This is a genomic window from Pseudomonas sp. GW704-F2 (assembly GCF_059423025.1).
The window spans coordinates 42,617-57,182 of sequence record NZ_JBWKXO010000028.1 but is presented as its reverse complement, the minus strand read 5'-3'; the positions used below and the strand labels follow the sequence as shown (position 1 = coordinate 57,182).

Annotated in this window: 14 protein-coding genes and 2 pseudogenes; 4 read left to right on the top strand and 12 right to left on the bottom strand. The window is 59.7% G+C overall.

Features of this window, described 5'->3' with window-relative positions; all coding sequences use genetic code 11:
- Positions 1-408 precede the first annotated feature (408 nt).
- A pseudogene (locus tag AC07W0_RS21720) lies at positions 409-657 on the top strand (transposase domain-containing protein); the annotation flags it as partial.
- Positions 658-733: 76 nt separating this feature from the next.
- Here AC07W0_RS21720 and AC07W0_RS21715 read toward each other — a convergent pair.
- Together AC07W0_RS21715 and AC07W0_RS21710 are read right to left on the bottom strand one after the other, a co-directional pair.
- Positions 734-1,672: an AraC family transcriptional regulator gene (locus AC07W0_RS21715; RefSeq protein ID WP_102618225.1), complete on the bottom strand. Its 939-nt coding sequence runs from the start codon at positions 1,670-1,672 to the stop codon at positions 734-736.
- 22 nt (positions 1,673-1,694) lie between these two features.
- Positions 1,695-2,528: an oxidoreductase gene (locus tag AC07W0_RS21710; protein WP_102618226.1), complete on the bottom strand. Its 834-nt coding sequence runs from the start codon at positions 2,526-2,528 to the stop codon at positions 1,695-1,697.
- Positions 2,529-2,757: 229 nt separating this feature from the next.
- Here AC07W0_RS21710 and AC07W0_RS21705 point away from each other — a divergent pair.
- Positions 2,758-2,877, top strand: a pseudogene (locus AC07W0_RS21705) (transposase domain-containing protein); the annotation flags it as partial.
- Between the two features lie 19 nt (positions 2,878-2,896).
- Here AC07W0_RS21705 and AC07W0_RS21700 read toward each other — a convergent pair.
- Positions 2,897-3,328 carry an HIT family protein gene (locus AC07W0_RS21700; RefSeq protein WP_102618227.1) on the bottom strand — a complete coding sequence of 144 codons (432 nt, stop codon included), beginning with the start codon at positions 3,326-3,328 and terminating at the stop codon, positions 2,897-2,899.
- A gap of 185 nt (positions 3,329-3,513) precedes the next feature.
- Between AC07W0_RS21700 and AC07W0_RS21695 the strand changes: the two genes are divergently transcribed.
- Positions 3,514-3,918, top strand: a complete 405-nt coding sequence (locus tag AC07W0_RS21695) for a hypothetical protein (protein WP_102618228.1) — start codon at positions 3,514-3,516, stop codon at positions 3,916-3,918.
- A 63-nt stretch (positions 3,919-3,981) separates the two neighbouring features.
- Positions 3,982-4,518: an AAA family ATPase gene (locus tag AC07W0_RS21690; RefSeq protein WP_102618229.1), complete on the top strand. Its 537-nt coding sequence runs from the start codon at positions 3,982-3,984 to the stop codon at positions 4,516-4,518.
- Positions 4,519-4,584: 66 nt separating this feature from the next.
- Here AC07W0_RS21690 and AC07W0_RS21685 read toward each other — a convergent pair whose 3' ends face one another.
- From AC07W0_RS21685 to AC07W0_RS21645, 9 genes are all read right to left on the bottom strand, one after another.
- Positions 4,585-6,210, bottom strand: a complete 1,626-nt coding sequence (locus AC07W0_RS21685) for a methyl-accepting chemotaxis protein (RefSeq protein ID WP_102618230.1) — start codon at positions 6,208-6,210, stop codon at positions 4,585-4,587.
- Between the two features lie 150 nt (positions 6,211-6,360).
- Positions 6,361-7,704, bottom strand: coding sequence for a TolC family outer membrane protein (locus AC07W0_RS21680; protein WP_102618231.1), 1,344 nt, complete (start codon positions 7,702-7,704; stop codon positions 6,361-6,363).
- A 23-nt stretch (positions 7,705-7,727) separates the two neighbouring features.
- Complete coding sequence (locus tag AC07W0_RS21675; RefSeq protein ID WP_102618232.1) at positions 7,728-9,245, bottom strand: DHA2 family efflux MFS transporter permease subunit; 1,518 nt, start codon at positions 9,243-9,245, stop codon at positions 7,728-7,730.
- Positions 9,242-10,309, bottom strand: a complete 1,068-nt coding sequence (locus AC07W0_RS21670) for an HlyD family secretion protein (RefSeq protein WP_046489549.1) — start codon at positions 10,307-10,309, stop codon at positions 9,242-9,244. Before AC07W0_RS21670 ends, AC07W0_RS21675 begins: the two co-directional genes overlap by 4 nt.
- Before the next feature lie 16 nt (positions 10,310-10,325).
- Positions 10,326-11,126: a DUF3050 domain-containing protein gene (locus tag AC07W0_RS21665; RefSeq protein ID WP_017849072.1), complete on the bottom strand. Its 801-nt coding sequence runs from the start codon at positions 11,124-11,126 to the stop codon at positions 10,326-10,328.
- Between the two features lie 59 nt (positions 11,127-11,185).
- Positions 11,186-12,142: a fatty acid desaturase gene (locus AC07W0_RS21660; protein ID WP_102618233.1), complete on the bottom strand. Its 957-nt coding sequence runs from the start codon at positions 12,140-12,142 to the stop codon at positions 11,186-11,188.
- Positions 12,143-12,152: 10 nt separating this feature from the next.
- Entirely contained in the window at positions 12,153-12,980 is an 828-nt protein-coding gene (locus AC07W0_RS21655) for an SDR family NAD(P)-dependent oxidoreductase (protein ID WP_017849074.1), read from the bottom strand.
- On the bottom strand, positions 12,977-14,119 hold the full coding sequence (locus AC07W0_RS21650; protein ID WP_102618234.1) for an acyl-CoA dehydrogenase family protein: 1,143 nt from the start codon (positions 14,117-14,119) through the stop codon (positions 12,977-12,979). Before AC07W0_RS21650 ends, AC07W0_RS21655 begins: the two co-directional genes overlap by 4 nt.
- A 3-nt stretch (positions 14,120-14,122) precedes the next feature.
- Positions 14,123-14,566, bottom strand: a complete 444-nt coding sequence (locus tag AC07W0_RS21645; protein ID WP_046489543.1) for a type II toxin-antitoxin system RatA family toxin — start codon at positions 14,564-14,566, stop codon at positions 14,123-14,125.

Here is a 14,566-nt window from a genome sequence, read left to right as displayed (position 1 = left end):
GACAATCGACCAATGCGGCTGTTACAGCCTGCAAAGCAATAAGTAAACTGCTGAAGCCTTCCTTTTCAAGAACTCAAGCGCATTTCCTCGACTCGGAAGAAATTTTCGCAATATTAGTGCGAGGCATTAAGCCCCCTCCATCCATGAAGGATCAATCTGGCGCGGAGTTATGCTTGTACTATTCATACACAAAACGCGCTCGCCTGGCTGATTGGGATGAGATGGTCACATCCAAAAAATGGCCAAGGCGAATCAAGGCGCCCACAGACTTATGATAGATGTTGCATACCTCCGCTTAAAATACGCGAACACCATCGCCATTAATTCTGGAGTTCACAAGGTGTGTTTCCGAAACGCTTACGGATTTACGGCGCCTAATACGGCAAGAAAAAGCAGTACCTGTGATGAGGGGCCGTGCCCATAGACAACAATTGGGCCGAAAACCAAATCAGGCCATGGGCTCTTGGGCGCAAGAGCTGGCTCTTCGCAGGGTCTTTACGCCGTGGCAAACGGGCGGCAGCGATCATGAGCTTGATCCAGTCGGCGCGGCTCAACGGGCATGACCCGTATGCTTATCTCAAAGATGTGCTGACGCGGCTGCCGACGCAGCGGGCAAGTGAGATTAACGAGTTGCTGCCGCATAAATGGGCGCCCGTTCAACCGCCCAAAGTATGTTGGGCAGGTGCGGACAGCGCTGGTACTGGGGTTGCCGGAGCAGCGGGTCGGCTCATCGCTAATGTGACGAGACGTACATAGATGGCGTGGGCGGCGCAGGCAGTGCGTAGGTCGCCTTCATCCATTCGATCTCTGCCTGGGGCGTGCGCCCAAAGAAACGTTTGAATTCGCGGCTGAATTGCGAGGCGCTTTCGTAGCCTACATTGAACGCCGCCGTCGAAGCGGTCATAGCGTTGCGTAGCATCAGTAATCGCGCCTGGTGCAAGCGCGTCGACTTCAGGTATTGCATCGGCGACGAGTCCGTCACGCTGCGAAAGTGCAGATGAAAGTTGGGCACGCTCATGCTCGCTTCTTGGGCAAGGGACACCACATCCAGGCGCTCCTGGTAGCAACTATGGATCTTGCGGATCGCACGAGTGACCTTACCAAAGTGACCCTGGCGATTGAGCGCGGCGCGCATCGAGCCACCTTGCTCGCCGGTTAGGATGCGGTAGTAGATCTCCCGCACCAGCGACGGCCCAAGTATTTGCGCTTCGCCCGGACTGCTCATCGCCTCAAGAAAGCGTAGCGTCGAGGCGCGCAGCAAATCGTCCATTGGCGAGGCATACATGCCCTTGGGCTGGGCATCACTTGGCCCGAGAGCTTCATCCATTTGCAGTATCAACTCGCTGGCCATTTGTAAGTCGAGGCGCATGTAGACCGCCAGCATTGGCTGCGCCTCGCTGGCATCGGTCTCCATGGTGAAAGGAACTGGGACGGACACCACTAGATAGTGCTGGGCGTCATAAACGTATACGTCATCGCCCAGATAGCCACGTTTGCGCCCTTGGCACAGGATCACGATACCCGGGTCATACAGCACCGGAGTGCGAGTCAGTGGCCGATTCGAACGCAAAAAGCGGATATCCTCTAGCGTGCTGAGGTTGTAGCCCTCGACCGGCGCGAGGGTTTCCATCAAATGCACCATGCGCGAGGTGCCTGAGTCGGCCCGATTCATTGATGTCCCCTCTGCTGGCCGCTCAACCGTCGGTGGTAAGGGTCAGCGCTTCCCATTGATCAATCTCCCTGGCCGTGCGATTCAGCTTGTCACGTACCAGCCCCAACGCGTCACTGCCCAATAATAAGTGTGCCGGTGGTGTCGGGCTGGCAATAACCTGCAACATCGCTTGCGCCGCTTTTCGCGGGTCGCCAAGCTGTTTGCCGCTCTGTTCTTCGCGGGCCTTACGTACCGGGTCGAAACTGGCGTCATAGTCAGCAATGCTTCGTGGGGTGCGCTGCATCGAACGACCGGCCCAGTCAGTGCGAAACGAACCAGGTGCCACGGCGGTCACGAAGATGTTGAAAGGTAGCAGTTCTTTGCTCAGCGTATCGGAGATACCTTCGAGAGCAAACTTGCTCCCGCAGTAGTACGCGATGCCCGGCATCGTGATGGTGCCGCCCATAGAAGTGATATTAAGAATATGACCAGTGCGACGCTTGCGAAAATAAGGCACGAAAGCCTTGGTCACCGCTACCGCGCCGAACACGTTGACGTCGAATTGGCGACGCATTTCCTCCAGCGGCGACTCTTCAAAGATGCCCTCATGACCGTAGCCGGCGTTGTTGACCAACACGTCGACTGGGCCGTGGGTTGCTTCAATAGCAGCTACTACGCTGTCGATCCGGGCGAAGTCAGTGATATCCAGAATCACCCCATGAGCATGATCCACCGAGAGCGCCTGAAAGGCGCGCAAGGCGGCTTCACTACGCACGGTACCTATGACGCGGTGGCCCGCTGCAAGAGCTTCTTGCGCCAGCGCGTTGCCGAAGCCACTGCTCACCCCCGTGATGAATATGGTTTTTCTGCTGTTCATGGCGACTTCCAATAAGTAGGGACGAGGCCATGATATCTATCGAAAACTCGGTCACCTATGCCGGTTTGTCTTAGAGCATTGCCTATTCCTATCAGAGTCAACAGTTAAGTAGGCGCGCGTTTAACCACGCAACATGTGTGTTGAATGGACACTTATGTCAATTCCATGCAATTGGATGGGAGAGTCTGCGCAATACCCCAACTACTCCAGGAGAGTTGGCCAAACGCTTACTGCGCGGTTGAATGGGCATGGTCCATACGCGTATTTGAGGGATATTCTAACGCGCCTGCCGACGCAGCGGGCGAGTGAGATTGAAGAACTGCCACCGCACAAGTGGGTATCCGCTTAACCGCGCGAAAGTATCTTAGTCACAGAAAGGCCCTGAGCAAATGAACCGCCGAGAGCTGTTTTTCTGCTTCGCCAACGGTAAGAGGTCTTTCACAGTACTCTCGACTTAGAAAAACAATTGCGTCGTTACAGTCAGGATTGTCGGAATAACCGGGGTGTTTTGATATCTCTGCGAGCAAGTCTTCCGAGACTGGAACGACATGAAAATGTGCGCTGAAGTCAGGAGAAAATCCCAATTTGTAGAACATTACTTTGTAAGGGGAATACACCTTTGCCAGCAGACGCTCCGAGGTTTTCATCACCAAACCGAGAGATGACATGGCTTCGTCGCTCAAATCGCTGAGATCTGAAGCCGTCTCTTCAGATGAAATTATCAAATACCCGTCGTAACGTGAATCTCGCCGATGAGTCACTATCCAGTGAGTGTTGCTGAAAACTCTTAGCTCGTCCATGTAGCTCCAGTTAAACGACGTATTTATGTTGACGGTACAACCTACATTTCTTGCCCAACGATATGCAACCAATTGTCGCACGGCCCAAAGTCGTCTGGTCAAGACGGGTTTGCCATACGTTTACATTGCTGCGACGTTGGTTGATCCCGTTATCATAGGATTACTTCACGAAAGCAGATCCAGCTATGCCACGGTCGTCATTCGCCATCCGAGTTTTGTTCGCCTGTTGCCTTTTGGTCGCAACCACCAATCACATTCGAGCAGATTTTCAGCATGGGTTGCTCTGGGACTACGGATACGGGGCCAGCGCCTATTGGGCTAGCCGTATTTTCTGGGGGGCGCTTACGTTTTTTGACCCGCTGGCGGCACTGCTCCTTTTCATAAAACCAAGGGTGGGCATCATCCTTACAGCAGCAATCATTCTGGCTGACGTCGCCCATAACACCTATTACGTCGCATTGAACCAGCAGTGGCTGGAGCCGTTCTACCTGTCCCAGGTGGCGTTTCTTGTCGCGGTCTTTCTACTCTCGCCTATCGCCTGGAACTTCACCCGTCGTTGCGTAGCACTAATCAACACGATTCGATTGTGAAGTGTTCCAATGAGGGGCAGCGTCGCTCAGTATGATCAGGATGTTCAATGCGCAGGGGCTCCTATGCAGCGTGTCATGATTATTGGCCAACCAGGGTCAGGAAAAAGTACGCTGGCTCGGGCGATGGGCAAGCACACAGGTCTTCCGGTCATCCATATCGACACGATCCATTGGCAACCGGGATGGGTTGAGCGAAACACTGATGAGAAGACTCGCCTTTGTCACGAGGCCGAGGCTCGCGATCAGTGGATTTTTGAAGGTGGCCATTCGGCCACCTGGGATAACCGTATTGCCAGAGCCGACCTCTTAATATGGATTGATCGGTCGCCGGTACTTCGGTTTTGGCGTGTGTTTCTTAGAACTTTGACCCAGCGTGGTAGCACTCGCCCCGACCTTCCAGAGGATTGCCCAGAGCAGCTAAAGAACCTTCTAGCGCTTTTCAACTTCATGTGGACTACCCGTAAATCGGCGCGTGCCAAGATGAGGCAGCTTGCGACAACGGCGCCCTCAACATGTCACGTCGTCTGTCTGCGATCCAACCGTCAAACCAGGCAATTTCTATCGAGTATTCGGGACGTGCGTTGCGGACGGTCGTCGTGAAAAGTCCAGGTTCCGACAAAGCCGCTGCGTGCACGCCCTTAGCCGGCGTGTGTCTTACGCCAAGGATCAAGTCCGAAAGCCTCCCACCAGCCCGCTCAGCTCCGCAGCCAAGCGTGACAGCGCATGGCTCGCTGCGTTGGTCTGTAAGGCGCCCGCCGCGGATTGCGCCGACAGGTCGCGGATCGCCAACAGGTTGCTGTCGACCTCACGCGCAACCTGGGCCTGTTCTTCGGCGGCACTGGCAATCACCAGGTTGCGCTCGTTGATCTGGCCGATGGCCGCGAAGATATCCTCCAGCACCACCCCCGACGCCTGCGTGATTTCCAGCGTGCCTTGCGCCCGCGCCGTGCTGCTGCGCATCGAATCCACCGCGTGTTCGGCAGTGCTCTGCACGCTGGCAATCATCTGTTCGATCTCGCGGGTCGATTCCTGGGTGCGGTAGGCGAGGGTGCGGACCTCGTCGGCCACGACAGCAAACCCCCGACCGGCTTCACCGGCCCGGGCTGCTTCGATCGCCGCGTTGAGGGCCAGCAGGTTGGTCTGCTCCGAGACGGCCCGGATCACGTCGAGCACCTTGCCGATGTTGCGCACTTCATTGGCGAGGTGCTGGATACGCTCGGCGCTGCCGTGAATTTCGGCGGTCATCGATTGCGTACCGCTGATGTTTTCGCGTACCTGCTGACGGCTTTTTTCCGACAGCGTATTGGAGGCGGTGGCCGCTTGCGAAGTCGACACCGCGTTGCGCGCCACTTCTTCGACCGCACTGGTCATCTGGTTCACCGCGGTCGCGGCCTGTTCCAGCTGCATGTCCTGCTGCTGGAGGCCACGGTTGCTTTCTTCGGTGACGGCGTTGAGTTCTTCAGCGGCTGAGGCCAACTGCGTGGCTGAGTCAGCGATCTGGATCAGTGTTTCACGCTGGCTGGCCTGCATGCGTTGCAGTTCAAGGAACAATTCGCCAATTTCGTTGCGGCCAGGCGAGACGACTTCGCGGGTCAGATCGCCCCCCGCAATGCGCTTGAAGTGCTCGCCGGCCGCGCGCAATGGGCGCAGGACGGTGCCCGAGATGAATACCCAGCAGACGACAGCGAGTGCCAGGGTCAGCAGGATCAAGGCAATGGCCAGGGTTTGCGAAGTCTGCAGCCGCGCAGCCGCCTCCGTGTTGATCTCCTGGGCACGGGCATCCAACGCGCCGACCAGCTTCACGCGAATCTCCTGAAGCTTGGTCATGCTGTTGCCGGCATCGATGTTGACTTGAAAATACTCTTCGGCGGAGCGCGCGCGCGTGGCGGCGCGTTGTCCGACGATGGCCGTGCCGTATACGGCGAACGCACGCTTGAGATCTTCGGCGAGGGCCTTCAACTGCGGGTCACGCAAGTCTGTGGTCGAGGCATTGACCTTGGCGATGGCGTCACTCCAGATCGCCTCACTGCGCACCAGCCGGGCTTCCGCGTCGTCGAAACGCCCGCCGACGGTCTCGATGAACGCCGAGGACACGTTGGCGCTGGTACGGATTGCCAGCAGCAACGCGTTGTTGATCCCGTCGATTTGTCGCGAGGTACGCCCCAACTCGTCAATGTGCTCGTGACTGCGTACCGCCGACCGCCAGCCGTTCAGGGTCGAGAACAACAGTGCAATAACGAACAGCAGCAGCACCCCGATCATCCCGGTGCGAATTTTCAGATGGGCAAACATGGGCATACTCCGCAGACCACTTAAGTAATAGTGATCGTGCTATCCGCATTCACGCAGTGAACTTGAACGGCAGAAGTGGGAACCTGTTCGATTATCGAACCCTGAATTCAATGGCTCAGGTACATGGGCTGAATGGGGCGCGCACCGGGTTCAATCGAGCAGGCGACTGACCTCACGCAGACGCGCGTCGTTCAGGTTCCCCGTCGACGCCAGCAGGTTGAGCTGCGCGAGCAGAATCGCGTAGCGTTGCTGGGCCAAACGTTGCTGGGTGTCCGTGACTTTCTGCTGTGCGTCCAGCACCTCCGTGTTGATGCGCGCACCGGCCTCGAAGCCGTGGGTCACCGACGTGAGGTTGACCTGGCTGGATTTCAGCGCCTGCTTGAGCGCCTGGTATTGGCTCATGCCGCTGGTCACTTGCAGGTAGGCCTGGCGGGCCATCAGCCCGGCGCTGCGGCGCGCATCTTCGAGTTCATCCAGGGCTTTGCTCTGCAACGCATGGGCTTCGCGCACGCGGCTGCTGGTACGGCCGCCGCCATACAGTGGCACGCTCAGTTTGACCCCGACCACCGTCTGGTTATAAGGATTCTCCGGCAGGGTGACGTCGTACACATCGCCGCCGACCGAGGCAAAACGGCCATGGGCGGCGATCAGGTCAAGCGTCGGCAAGTGGCCGGCTTGTTCCTTGTCGATGTCCATTTCGGCCAGGCGCTGGGCAATCTGCGCCCGCTGCACGGCGAGGTTGCCTTGTTGCGCGGTGGTGGCCCAGGCGCCGATCGCGGCGGGCACCGGAGCGCTGAATTGTGGCTCCTTGCCCGACCATGGGCGCGCCTGGGCGGCGGTCAATTGGGTGAGCGCTTCGGTGGTGATATCCAGCGCGCCGCGTGCGGCGATTTGCTCGGCGAAGGCCTGGTCGTATTTGGCCTGAACCTGTTCGAGCGCGTTGTGGGTGCTGGCGCCGTCGGCCAACAAACGCCGAGTGCGGTCCTGGCTCTCCTGCAGGGTTTGCAACTGTTGCGTGCGGGTGTTCAGCAGTTCCTGGTTAAGCAGTACGTCGAAGTAGGCGCGGGCGACACGCAGCATCAGGTCCTGGCGCGCCTGTTCGGTCTGCACCTCGCTGGCGCTGATCATCAGTTTGCTTTGGTCGTGGGCAACCACACTCTGCCAGCGCAACAGCGGTTGGGTGAGAACCACGGCATAGGCGTTGGTGTTATTGCGGTTGCGATGGTAGTCGGACGAATCCTCGGCATCGACCCACGCCGCGCCGCCGGTGACCGACAGGTCCGGTAACAGGTTGGCACGGCTTTGCGGTTCTTTTTCCGCGGTGGCCAATTGTTGCGCCTGCGCGGCGGCGAACTTCATGTCGTGGGTCAGCGCCTTCTGGTACAGCTGGTACAAGTCTTCCGCCGCCGCATTGGCCGGGCAGCAGGCGAGGCTGAGGCCGCACAGGAAAGTGAGCAGTGTGATCGGGTCGAGATGCAGCCCTGGAATACGCAAGGGGATGTGCTCCACTGGAGAAGTTATCGGCTGAGGGTGCTTCTGCGCATCATCAGCACCATGGGAATGCCGATGGCCATGACCGCGCCCAATGTGCCGAACAGCATGCTGAAGGCCAGCATTTGCGCTTGTTCACGCGCTTGCAGGTAAGGCATCAGGGCCAAGGCTTGTTGATGGCTTGCAAGGTTCAGGGACAGAAACAGCGGGTTGGATTCCACGCCGCCCCAGCCACTGGCAACCAGGCTGGACTCGGTCACATGCTCGGACAGCAGGCGATAGCGCTCCCACGAAAACCGCGTGAGCAGGGTCGCGGCAATGGCGATGCCGACGCTGCCGCCCAGCTGGCGCATCAGGTTGAGCACGCCCGAGGCGCCCGAGATCAACGTCAGCGGCAGACGGCGCATGGCCAGGTTGGTCAGCGGTACGAAGATCATGCCCAGGCCCAGGCCGCGAATCACCAGGGGCCAATAGAGCGTGTCCGGGTTGCTGTCGAGGGTGAACTGGGTGTGCAGGAACATCGCATAGCAGTACATGACGATGCCCAAGGTCACGAACACGCGCTCGTCGATCTTGTTTTCCTGGGACAGCTTGCCGATCACCAAGGTGCTGATGGCACTGGCCACCGCCCCGGGGAAGATCACCAGCCCGCTCTGGTACGCGCTCTGTGCCAGCAACGTCTGCAAAAACAGCGGCACCATGAATAACGTGCTGTACAGCCCGAAGCCCACGCAAAACGCGCAGATGCAGCCCATCAAAAACTCGCGGTTCTGAAACAGCGCCACATTGACGATCGGGTTGGTCGCGCGCCGTTCCCACCAGAAGAACCCCACCAGGCTGAAGCTGCTGAGCAACAGGCAGGTAACCGTCCAGTTCGATTCCATCCAGTCCCAATGCTCGCCGCGCTCCAGCAGGATCTGCAGGCTGCCGACGCCCAGGGCCAGCAGGCAGAAGCCGCTGTAGTCGACGCTGCTGGGTTTGCTTTCATTGGCGGAATCGCCGATGCACAGCCAGCACAGCAGCAGGGCCACAGCACCGATGGGCAGATTGATCAGGAATATCCAGTGCCAGGACAAGGTGTCGATCAGATAGCCGCCGACGGTGGGGCCCAACGTCGGCCCCATCATCACGCCAACGCCGTACAACGCCATGCCGCTGCTGACCTTCTCCTTGGGGAATACGTCGTAAATGATTGCCTGGGAAATCCCCAGCAACCCGCCGCCCGCCAAGCCTTGCAGTACGCGGAACGCCACCAGTTGCCAGAGTTCGGCGGAAAAGGCGCAGCCCACGGATGCCAGCACGAACACCGCCGTGGAGACCAGGTAATAAGTGCGCCGCCCGAACCAGGCCGACAGCCAGCCGCTGACCGGCAGGATCACCACGTTGGCCACCACGTAGCCGGTGGATACCCAGGAGATTTCATCGACCGACGCCCCGTAGGTGCCCATCAGGCTGGGAATCGCCACGTTGACGATGGTCACGTCGAGCAGTTCCATCATCGACACCAGCGTCACGGTCAGCGCAATCAGATACGGCGACTTCATAGCGTGTGGCTGCCGTGCTGTTGCGTGGCGACTTCGACGAAGGCGCTCATGCCGGGGCTCAACAAGGCTTTGTAGTCATCCGGCACGTCTTTGAGGGCAATCCTGACCTGGACGCGCTGCACCACCTTGGTGAAATTGCCGGTGGCGTTCTCTTGGGGCAGCAGTGAAAACTTTGCGCCGGTAGCCGGAGCGAGGCTCTCGACCACCCCGTCGAAAGCCTGCCCGGGAAACGCATCCACAGTGACCTTGGCCAACTGGCCGACCCGCACGCGCCCGACCTGGGTTTCCTTGAAGTTGGCGGTAATCCACAGCGGGTCGGTGGCAATCAGGCTCAACAGCTTCTGCCCGGCGACCACGAATTGGCCCGGCTCGACTTCTTTTTTCGAGACAATGCTGCGCACCGGCGCGGTCTGACGAGTGTCGTGCAGCTTGATCCGGGCCTGTTCCAGTTCGGCTTGCGCCGCCGCGATCCGGTAGTCCTGCACTTTCAGTTCGGCTTTGTTGGCCAAGGTGCTTTGCGCGGCAGCCTGGGCATTGCCGCGTGCCACTTCCTGAGCGTGGCTCAGGGCGTCGAAACGCGCCTTGGCCACCTCAAGATCCTGGGTGCTCAACACACCTTGGGCGCCCAGGCGGCGGGCGCGCCCGTAGTCGTTGCGCGCCTGCTCCAGATTGGCACTGGATTGTGCCAGCGCCGCTTGCGCCGCCTGGCGCATCGCGACCGCGCCGAGGACCTGGCTGTCCAACGCACCCGGACCGCCGCCGCGCCCTGCGGCAGCAAGCAACGCCTGCCATTGCGCCTCACGCTGCTCGACCTGGTATTGATATTCGCTGTCGCGGATCTGAAACAGCAGATCACCGCTTTGCACCGTGAGGTTGTCTGTCACCGGCACGCTCATCACCACGCCCGAGAGCTTGGCGCGCACCGGAATGATCACGCCATCGAGCTCGGCGTTATCGGTACTCACGTAAGCGTTGGAATACTGCCAACGTTGCCAGCCGAGCAGCAGTAACCCACCGACCACAACGCCGCACAGTGTCAGTTTTATCAATTTACCTTTGGTCATGTCCTGCTCCCTGTGGTCATGCGAGGCTTAGGCACTCAGGGCGGTCCGTGGCGTGTTGCGCTTTGTGCTGCAGGAAGTGATGCACGCCATCCCACAAATCGATGCGCGATTTGATCGCGGTCTTGGCGCTTTCGACCATGTGCTGGTGTTGCACAGGGGTGGTGACGATTTCAGCGATGATGCGTTTAGCGGCCGGGCCGTGATCGTCGCCATCCATTTCGATGTGGCGCTTCAAGTAATAGGTGAGCATCGGCACCTCGGTTTCGCTGACCGACCATTGCGACAGCAGGCGTCCGAACATGTCGGGGATGATGTCTTCACGGCCAAAGAAGAAGTACGCCAACACCGCTTCGGTGGTGCCGTGTTGCGCCACATCGAGCGTCTGGCACATGAACACTTTGGCCGCCAATGGGATATCGCGGTCGCTGAGGGCCTTGGCCAGCGGTTCCTTGGCCTGGATGGCAGCGAGGAAACGGCGGAATACCGAGCTGTCGGCGCCGATTTCATCCATGGCGGTCAGGTACAGGTCCAGGTGGCTGATAAAGCCGCCATCGGGGTGTTCGTCGGTTTCTTCGCCGACCACGATTTCATTGATCAAGCGCGCAGCCGTGATATGCGTTGGCGGTACCCACGGCAACTCCACACAGGTGAGGTCGCGCTGGATGCGCTTGAGCAGGGTCATGAAGTCCCATACGGCAAACACATGAAATTCCATCAGTGTGCGTACATCTTCAACGGTGCGGATATTGGCGAAAAGCGGGTGGCCGAATAACTGGGCGCGCTCGGTTTCAATGTGGCGGTCGATATCAAAAGGCATAGCTGCTCCTGCGGCCTGGTGGTTCAGGCCAAAATCCATGGGAAAAGTAAGGGGGCCGTTCAGTCGTTCAGCGTGTCGCCCCGGTAAGGATGGCGACCGGAGGCGTACTTGAAGGACGGTATGAAGCGTGTTTCCAGCAGGTATTGCCGGTCTGCGTACCACCCCGCGTCCAGCAGTTGGCGGTGGACCTTGGGCAGGCGCCAGCACGGCACCGCTGGATAAAAGTGATGTTCCAGGTGAAAGTTCGCGCCGGCGTGCAGCCAGGTGCTCAGGCGCGAGGTACGCGAGCGGGCAGGGGGCTGGTCATGGCCCTCGCTGAAGGCATGTTCCTGATAGGCATTGACTGCCGAGAGCAGGAACGCAACCGCCAGGCTCAAGGCAAACCCGAGCAGCAGCCCGTCGATCTGCCACAGGGCGACCGCGTAGACGCTCAACCAGCCGACCTGGCACGCGATATTGCAGCGCGCCAGTCGTCGCACCTGGGCTGCGCTCAAAGGCGAAGGCAAGGGCGATGGGCTGACCGGCGGGCCGAAGGCCAGGCGCAACGTCGCCTGCAGATAGTTCGAGGTGGCCATCAACCGTGACAGCGCAAGGCGGCTAAACAGGCTCCGATAACGCGAGAAGTGCCGATAGTCCGGGTCCTGTTCGCTGTTGCTGTAGCGATGGTGTTGCCAATGGTCGACGAAGTAACCGGTCACGCAGAATCCAGGCAGCAACGAACTGGTGGAAATGCCCAGGTAGCAACTGTGCATAGGCCTGCTGCTCAGGTTGAAGTGGAAACCTTCATGCCCGAGGATCGCTTGCAGAAACCACCCGTACCCGGCCAGCACCCAAAGGGGCGAGCACAGCAACACCCACAGGGTGGCGGCCGTGTTCGCCACCCACACAAACAGCGCGAGGGGCAGCAGGAAGAGGCACAAGGCGTAACCGATGATCAACAGGGACTCACCCGACCGGGCCTTGAACAAGGCGCGATCGAGGCGGACCTGAGGCTTGCTGTGGAGTTGTCTGGCCATTGGCAACGCGTTACTCGATCAGTTCAGGTTTGAGCGCGAGGTGCCCGCCGCGGGTCAGCGTGCGCAGGCGCAGGGCGATAAAGGCGTCGACCACACTTGGTGCGATACGCGCGGTGTACATGGCCAGCGTGCCCATAAAGGTCAGCCCGCGGTTGCGCAGGCCGTCTTTTTGGCAGGCGCGAACCAGGCCATCGGCGGCGGCATCGAGTTTCTCTTCGAGAGACAGCAGGGTCCTGTCACCCCACATGAACGTCACCAGGCGCTTGACCGACAAACCCACGCGCTGGGCGGGCAAGTGAATGGCGGTGTCGATAAAGCCCGGGTACACGGTGACCACGTCGAGCTGCCCGCGATATTGCATGCGCAGCACGTCCGAATAAGCACTCAGCGCGCGTTTGCTGGCAGCGTATGCGGCCACATAAGGCGCGTTCACCAGGGCAAACAGCGACGACACGTTGACCACTTTGCCGCGCTTGCGCAGCAACCCCGGCAGGAACCCGGCCACTAGTTGCCATGGCGCGAACAGGTTCACATCCACCGCGCGGGTGACTGCGTCGGTGACGCCGGTTTCACCGCGTTCCAGGGTCAGGGTGCCGGCGTTATTCACCAGGATATCGATGTCGCCGAAGTCGGTGCTGATGGCGCCAATCACCTGCGCCAGCGCCGTTCGGTCACACAGGTCGACTTGATAAAACCCATCCAGCAACCCGGGCTCTTGTGGCGCAAGAATGTCCAGGCCGATCACGGTGGCGCCCTGTTTTTTCAATGTGCAGGCCGCCGCGTAACCGAGGCCGCGCGCGGTTCCGGTGATCACGACGATTTTTCCGAGCAGGTTCATGGGTGCGCTCCGGCGATGCTGAAGGTTGAGTGGGACAAGTAGGTGTCGAGGTTGCTCGCCATCGAGATCTTCGCCGGCGGGTGAAACTGCAGGCCACGGCAGGCCATCAACCAGTTCGAACTCTGGTTGCTGGTGATAAACGCCATCCCACCGAGCATGGCGTGGGCCTGGTCCGAAAGCTCGGTGAGCAGTTGTTCGATGCCGTAGCGCACCAGCAGCAGGCGGGCCAGCACGTTCGGCAGGTCCTGCGGGTTGCGTTCGATATCCAGCGCCGCGCCTTCCAGGGCACTGATCGCCAGTTGCAGCTGAGCCGCCAGCTCCACGCGGTGATGGGGTGTCCAGCGCCCGGCCTCGATCACAGACTCGATCAATCCGGCGCAGGCCCCCACGTAGGACGCGCAAATCAACAGCTCGAACCAGATGAAACCGACGGTTTGCACGTCGCCCAACAGGTGTTTGTAGCCGGCGGAAAACAACATGCGTTCGGGCACGAAGACTTCGTTGAGGCGCACCTCGATGCTTTCGGCGGCGGCCAGTGCGCTGTTCTGCCAGAACGGCGACCGCGTGATGCCCGGTGCATTCGCCGGAATCAGTGCGACCATCAGCTCTTCGCCCTCGGCGGTCTGGCGGGTGTAGCTGGCGGTGAGCAAGTCCATCGACTGACCCAGGCAGCAGGGCTTTTTGCTGCCACTGAGCAATACACCTTCAGGGGTTTGCAGCGCCTGCATGTTCGAATCGAGAATGCCGGCGCCCGAGTTGCCTTCGGCAAACCCCGAGGACAGCAGCAAGCGCTTTTGTGCGACCGCCGCCAACAGCAAACCTTCGGCGCCGCCGCCGTTCTGGGTGAGGGCCAACAGGCTCGCCACGGAAAACTGATGCATGGTGCTGGCCACCGCCAGCGAGGGTGAACGCGCGCCCAGGGCGATCTGCACATGCACGGCATCAAGGATGCCCGCGCCCAACCCGCCCGCGGCACGATTGACCAACAGGCCGACCGGCCCTTGTTGCTTGAACAGGGCGATGACTTCGCTAGGCGGCGCTTCGCGTTCGGTGAATGCGATGCTCGCCAGGCGTTCGTCAAAACCTGGGGCGTAGCTGTGCAGCAAGGCACGCGAGCGATTCAACAGTGAAAGGGACATGGTTCAGGCCTTCAAGTAACTCGCCGGGAACAGACCGGTGATGATCGAGTGAATGTTGTCGCGGATGGCTTTGTGGGCCACGGGGTCGAGCATGTCGGCGAGCATCGGCAGGCCCAGGTCAAAGCGCGACGCGAAGGTGATGACCGCGTCTTTGCCGTCCGCCAGTACTTGCCAGGTGCCGGAGAAGTGATCGACATCGCCGCTCATTTGCTCGAAGTGGATTTCCCGGGTCTGGGCATTGAACGTGTCACGCTCCTGCCACTTGAGAATGCCGCTGTGGAAATTGACTTCCCAGGAGGTGAGCGACACCTGGTCGCTGACCTTATTGATCGTGATATTGCGCACCGACTCGCACAGCTCGACGTAGTTGCTGAAGTCGCTGATCACGGCAAAGACTTCATCAGCGCAGGCACTGGGGATATGGGCCAGTACGTTGACTTCTTGCAT

Excerpts from the sequence above, each read along its gene's own strand:
- AC07W0_RS21715 (WP_102618225.1), bottom strand. The coding sequence starts at position 1,672 with ATGAATCGGGCCGACTCAGGCACCTCGCGCATGGTGCATTTGATGGAA.
- AC07W0_RS21710 (WP_102618226.1), bottom strand. The coding sequence starts at position 2,528 with ATGAACAGCAGAAAAACCATATTCATCACGGGGGTGAGCAGTGGCTTC.
- AC07W0_RS21700 (WP_102618227.1), bottom strand. The coding sequence starts at position 3,328 with ATGGACGAGCTAAGAGTTTTCAGCAACACTCACTGGATAGTGACTCAT.
- AC07W0_RS21695 (WP_102618228.1), top strand. The coding sequence starts at position 3,514 with ATGCCACGGTCGTCATTCGCCATCCGAGTTTTGTTCGCCTGTTGCCTT.
- AC07W0_RS21690 (WP_102618229.1), top strand. The coding sequence starts at position 3,982 with ATGCAGCGTGTCATGATTATTGGCCAACCAGGGTCAGGAAAAAGTACG.
- AC07W0_RS21685 (WP_102618230.1), bottom strand. The coding sequence starts at position 6,210 with ATGTTTGCCCATCTGAAAATTCGCACCGGGATGATCGGGGTGCTGCTG.
- AC07W0_RS21675 (WP_102618232.1), bottom strand. The coding sequence starts at position 9,245 with ATGAAGTCGCCGTATCTGATTGCGCTGACCGTGACGCTGGTGTCGATG.
- AC07W0_RS21670 (WP_046489549.1), bottom strand. The coding sequence starts at position 10,309 with ATGACCAAAGGTAAATTGATAAAACTGACACTGTGCGGCGTTGTGGTC.
- AC07W0_RS21665 (WP_017849072.1), bottom strand. The coding sequence starts at position 11,126 with ATGCCTTTTGATATCGACCGCCACATTGAAACCGAGCGCGCCCAGTTA.
- AC07W0_RS21660 (WP_102618233.1), bottom strand. The coding sequence starts at position 12,142 with ATGGCCAGACAACTCCACAGCAAGCCTCAGGTCCGCCTCGATCGCGCC.
- AC07W0_RS21655 (WP_017849074.1), bottom strand. The coding sequence starts at position 12,980 with ATGAACCTGCTCGGAAAAATCGTCGTGATCACCGGAACCGCGCGCGGC.
- AC07W0_RS21650 (WP_102618234.1), bottom strand. The coding sequence starts at position 14,119 with ATGTCCCTTTCACTGTTGAATCGCTCGCGTGCCTTGCTGCACAGCTAC.
- AC07W0_RS21645 (WP_046489543.1), bottom strand. The coding sequence starts at position 14,566 with ATGCAAGAAGTCAACGTACTGGCCCATATCCCCAGTGCCTGCGCTGAT.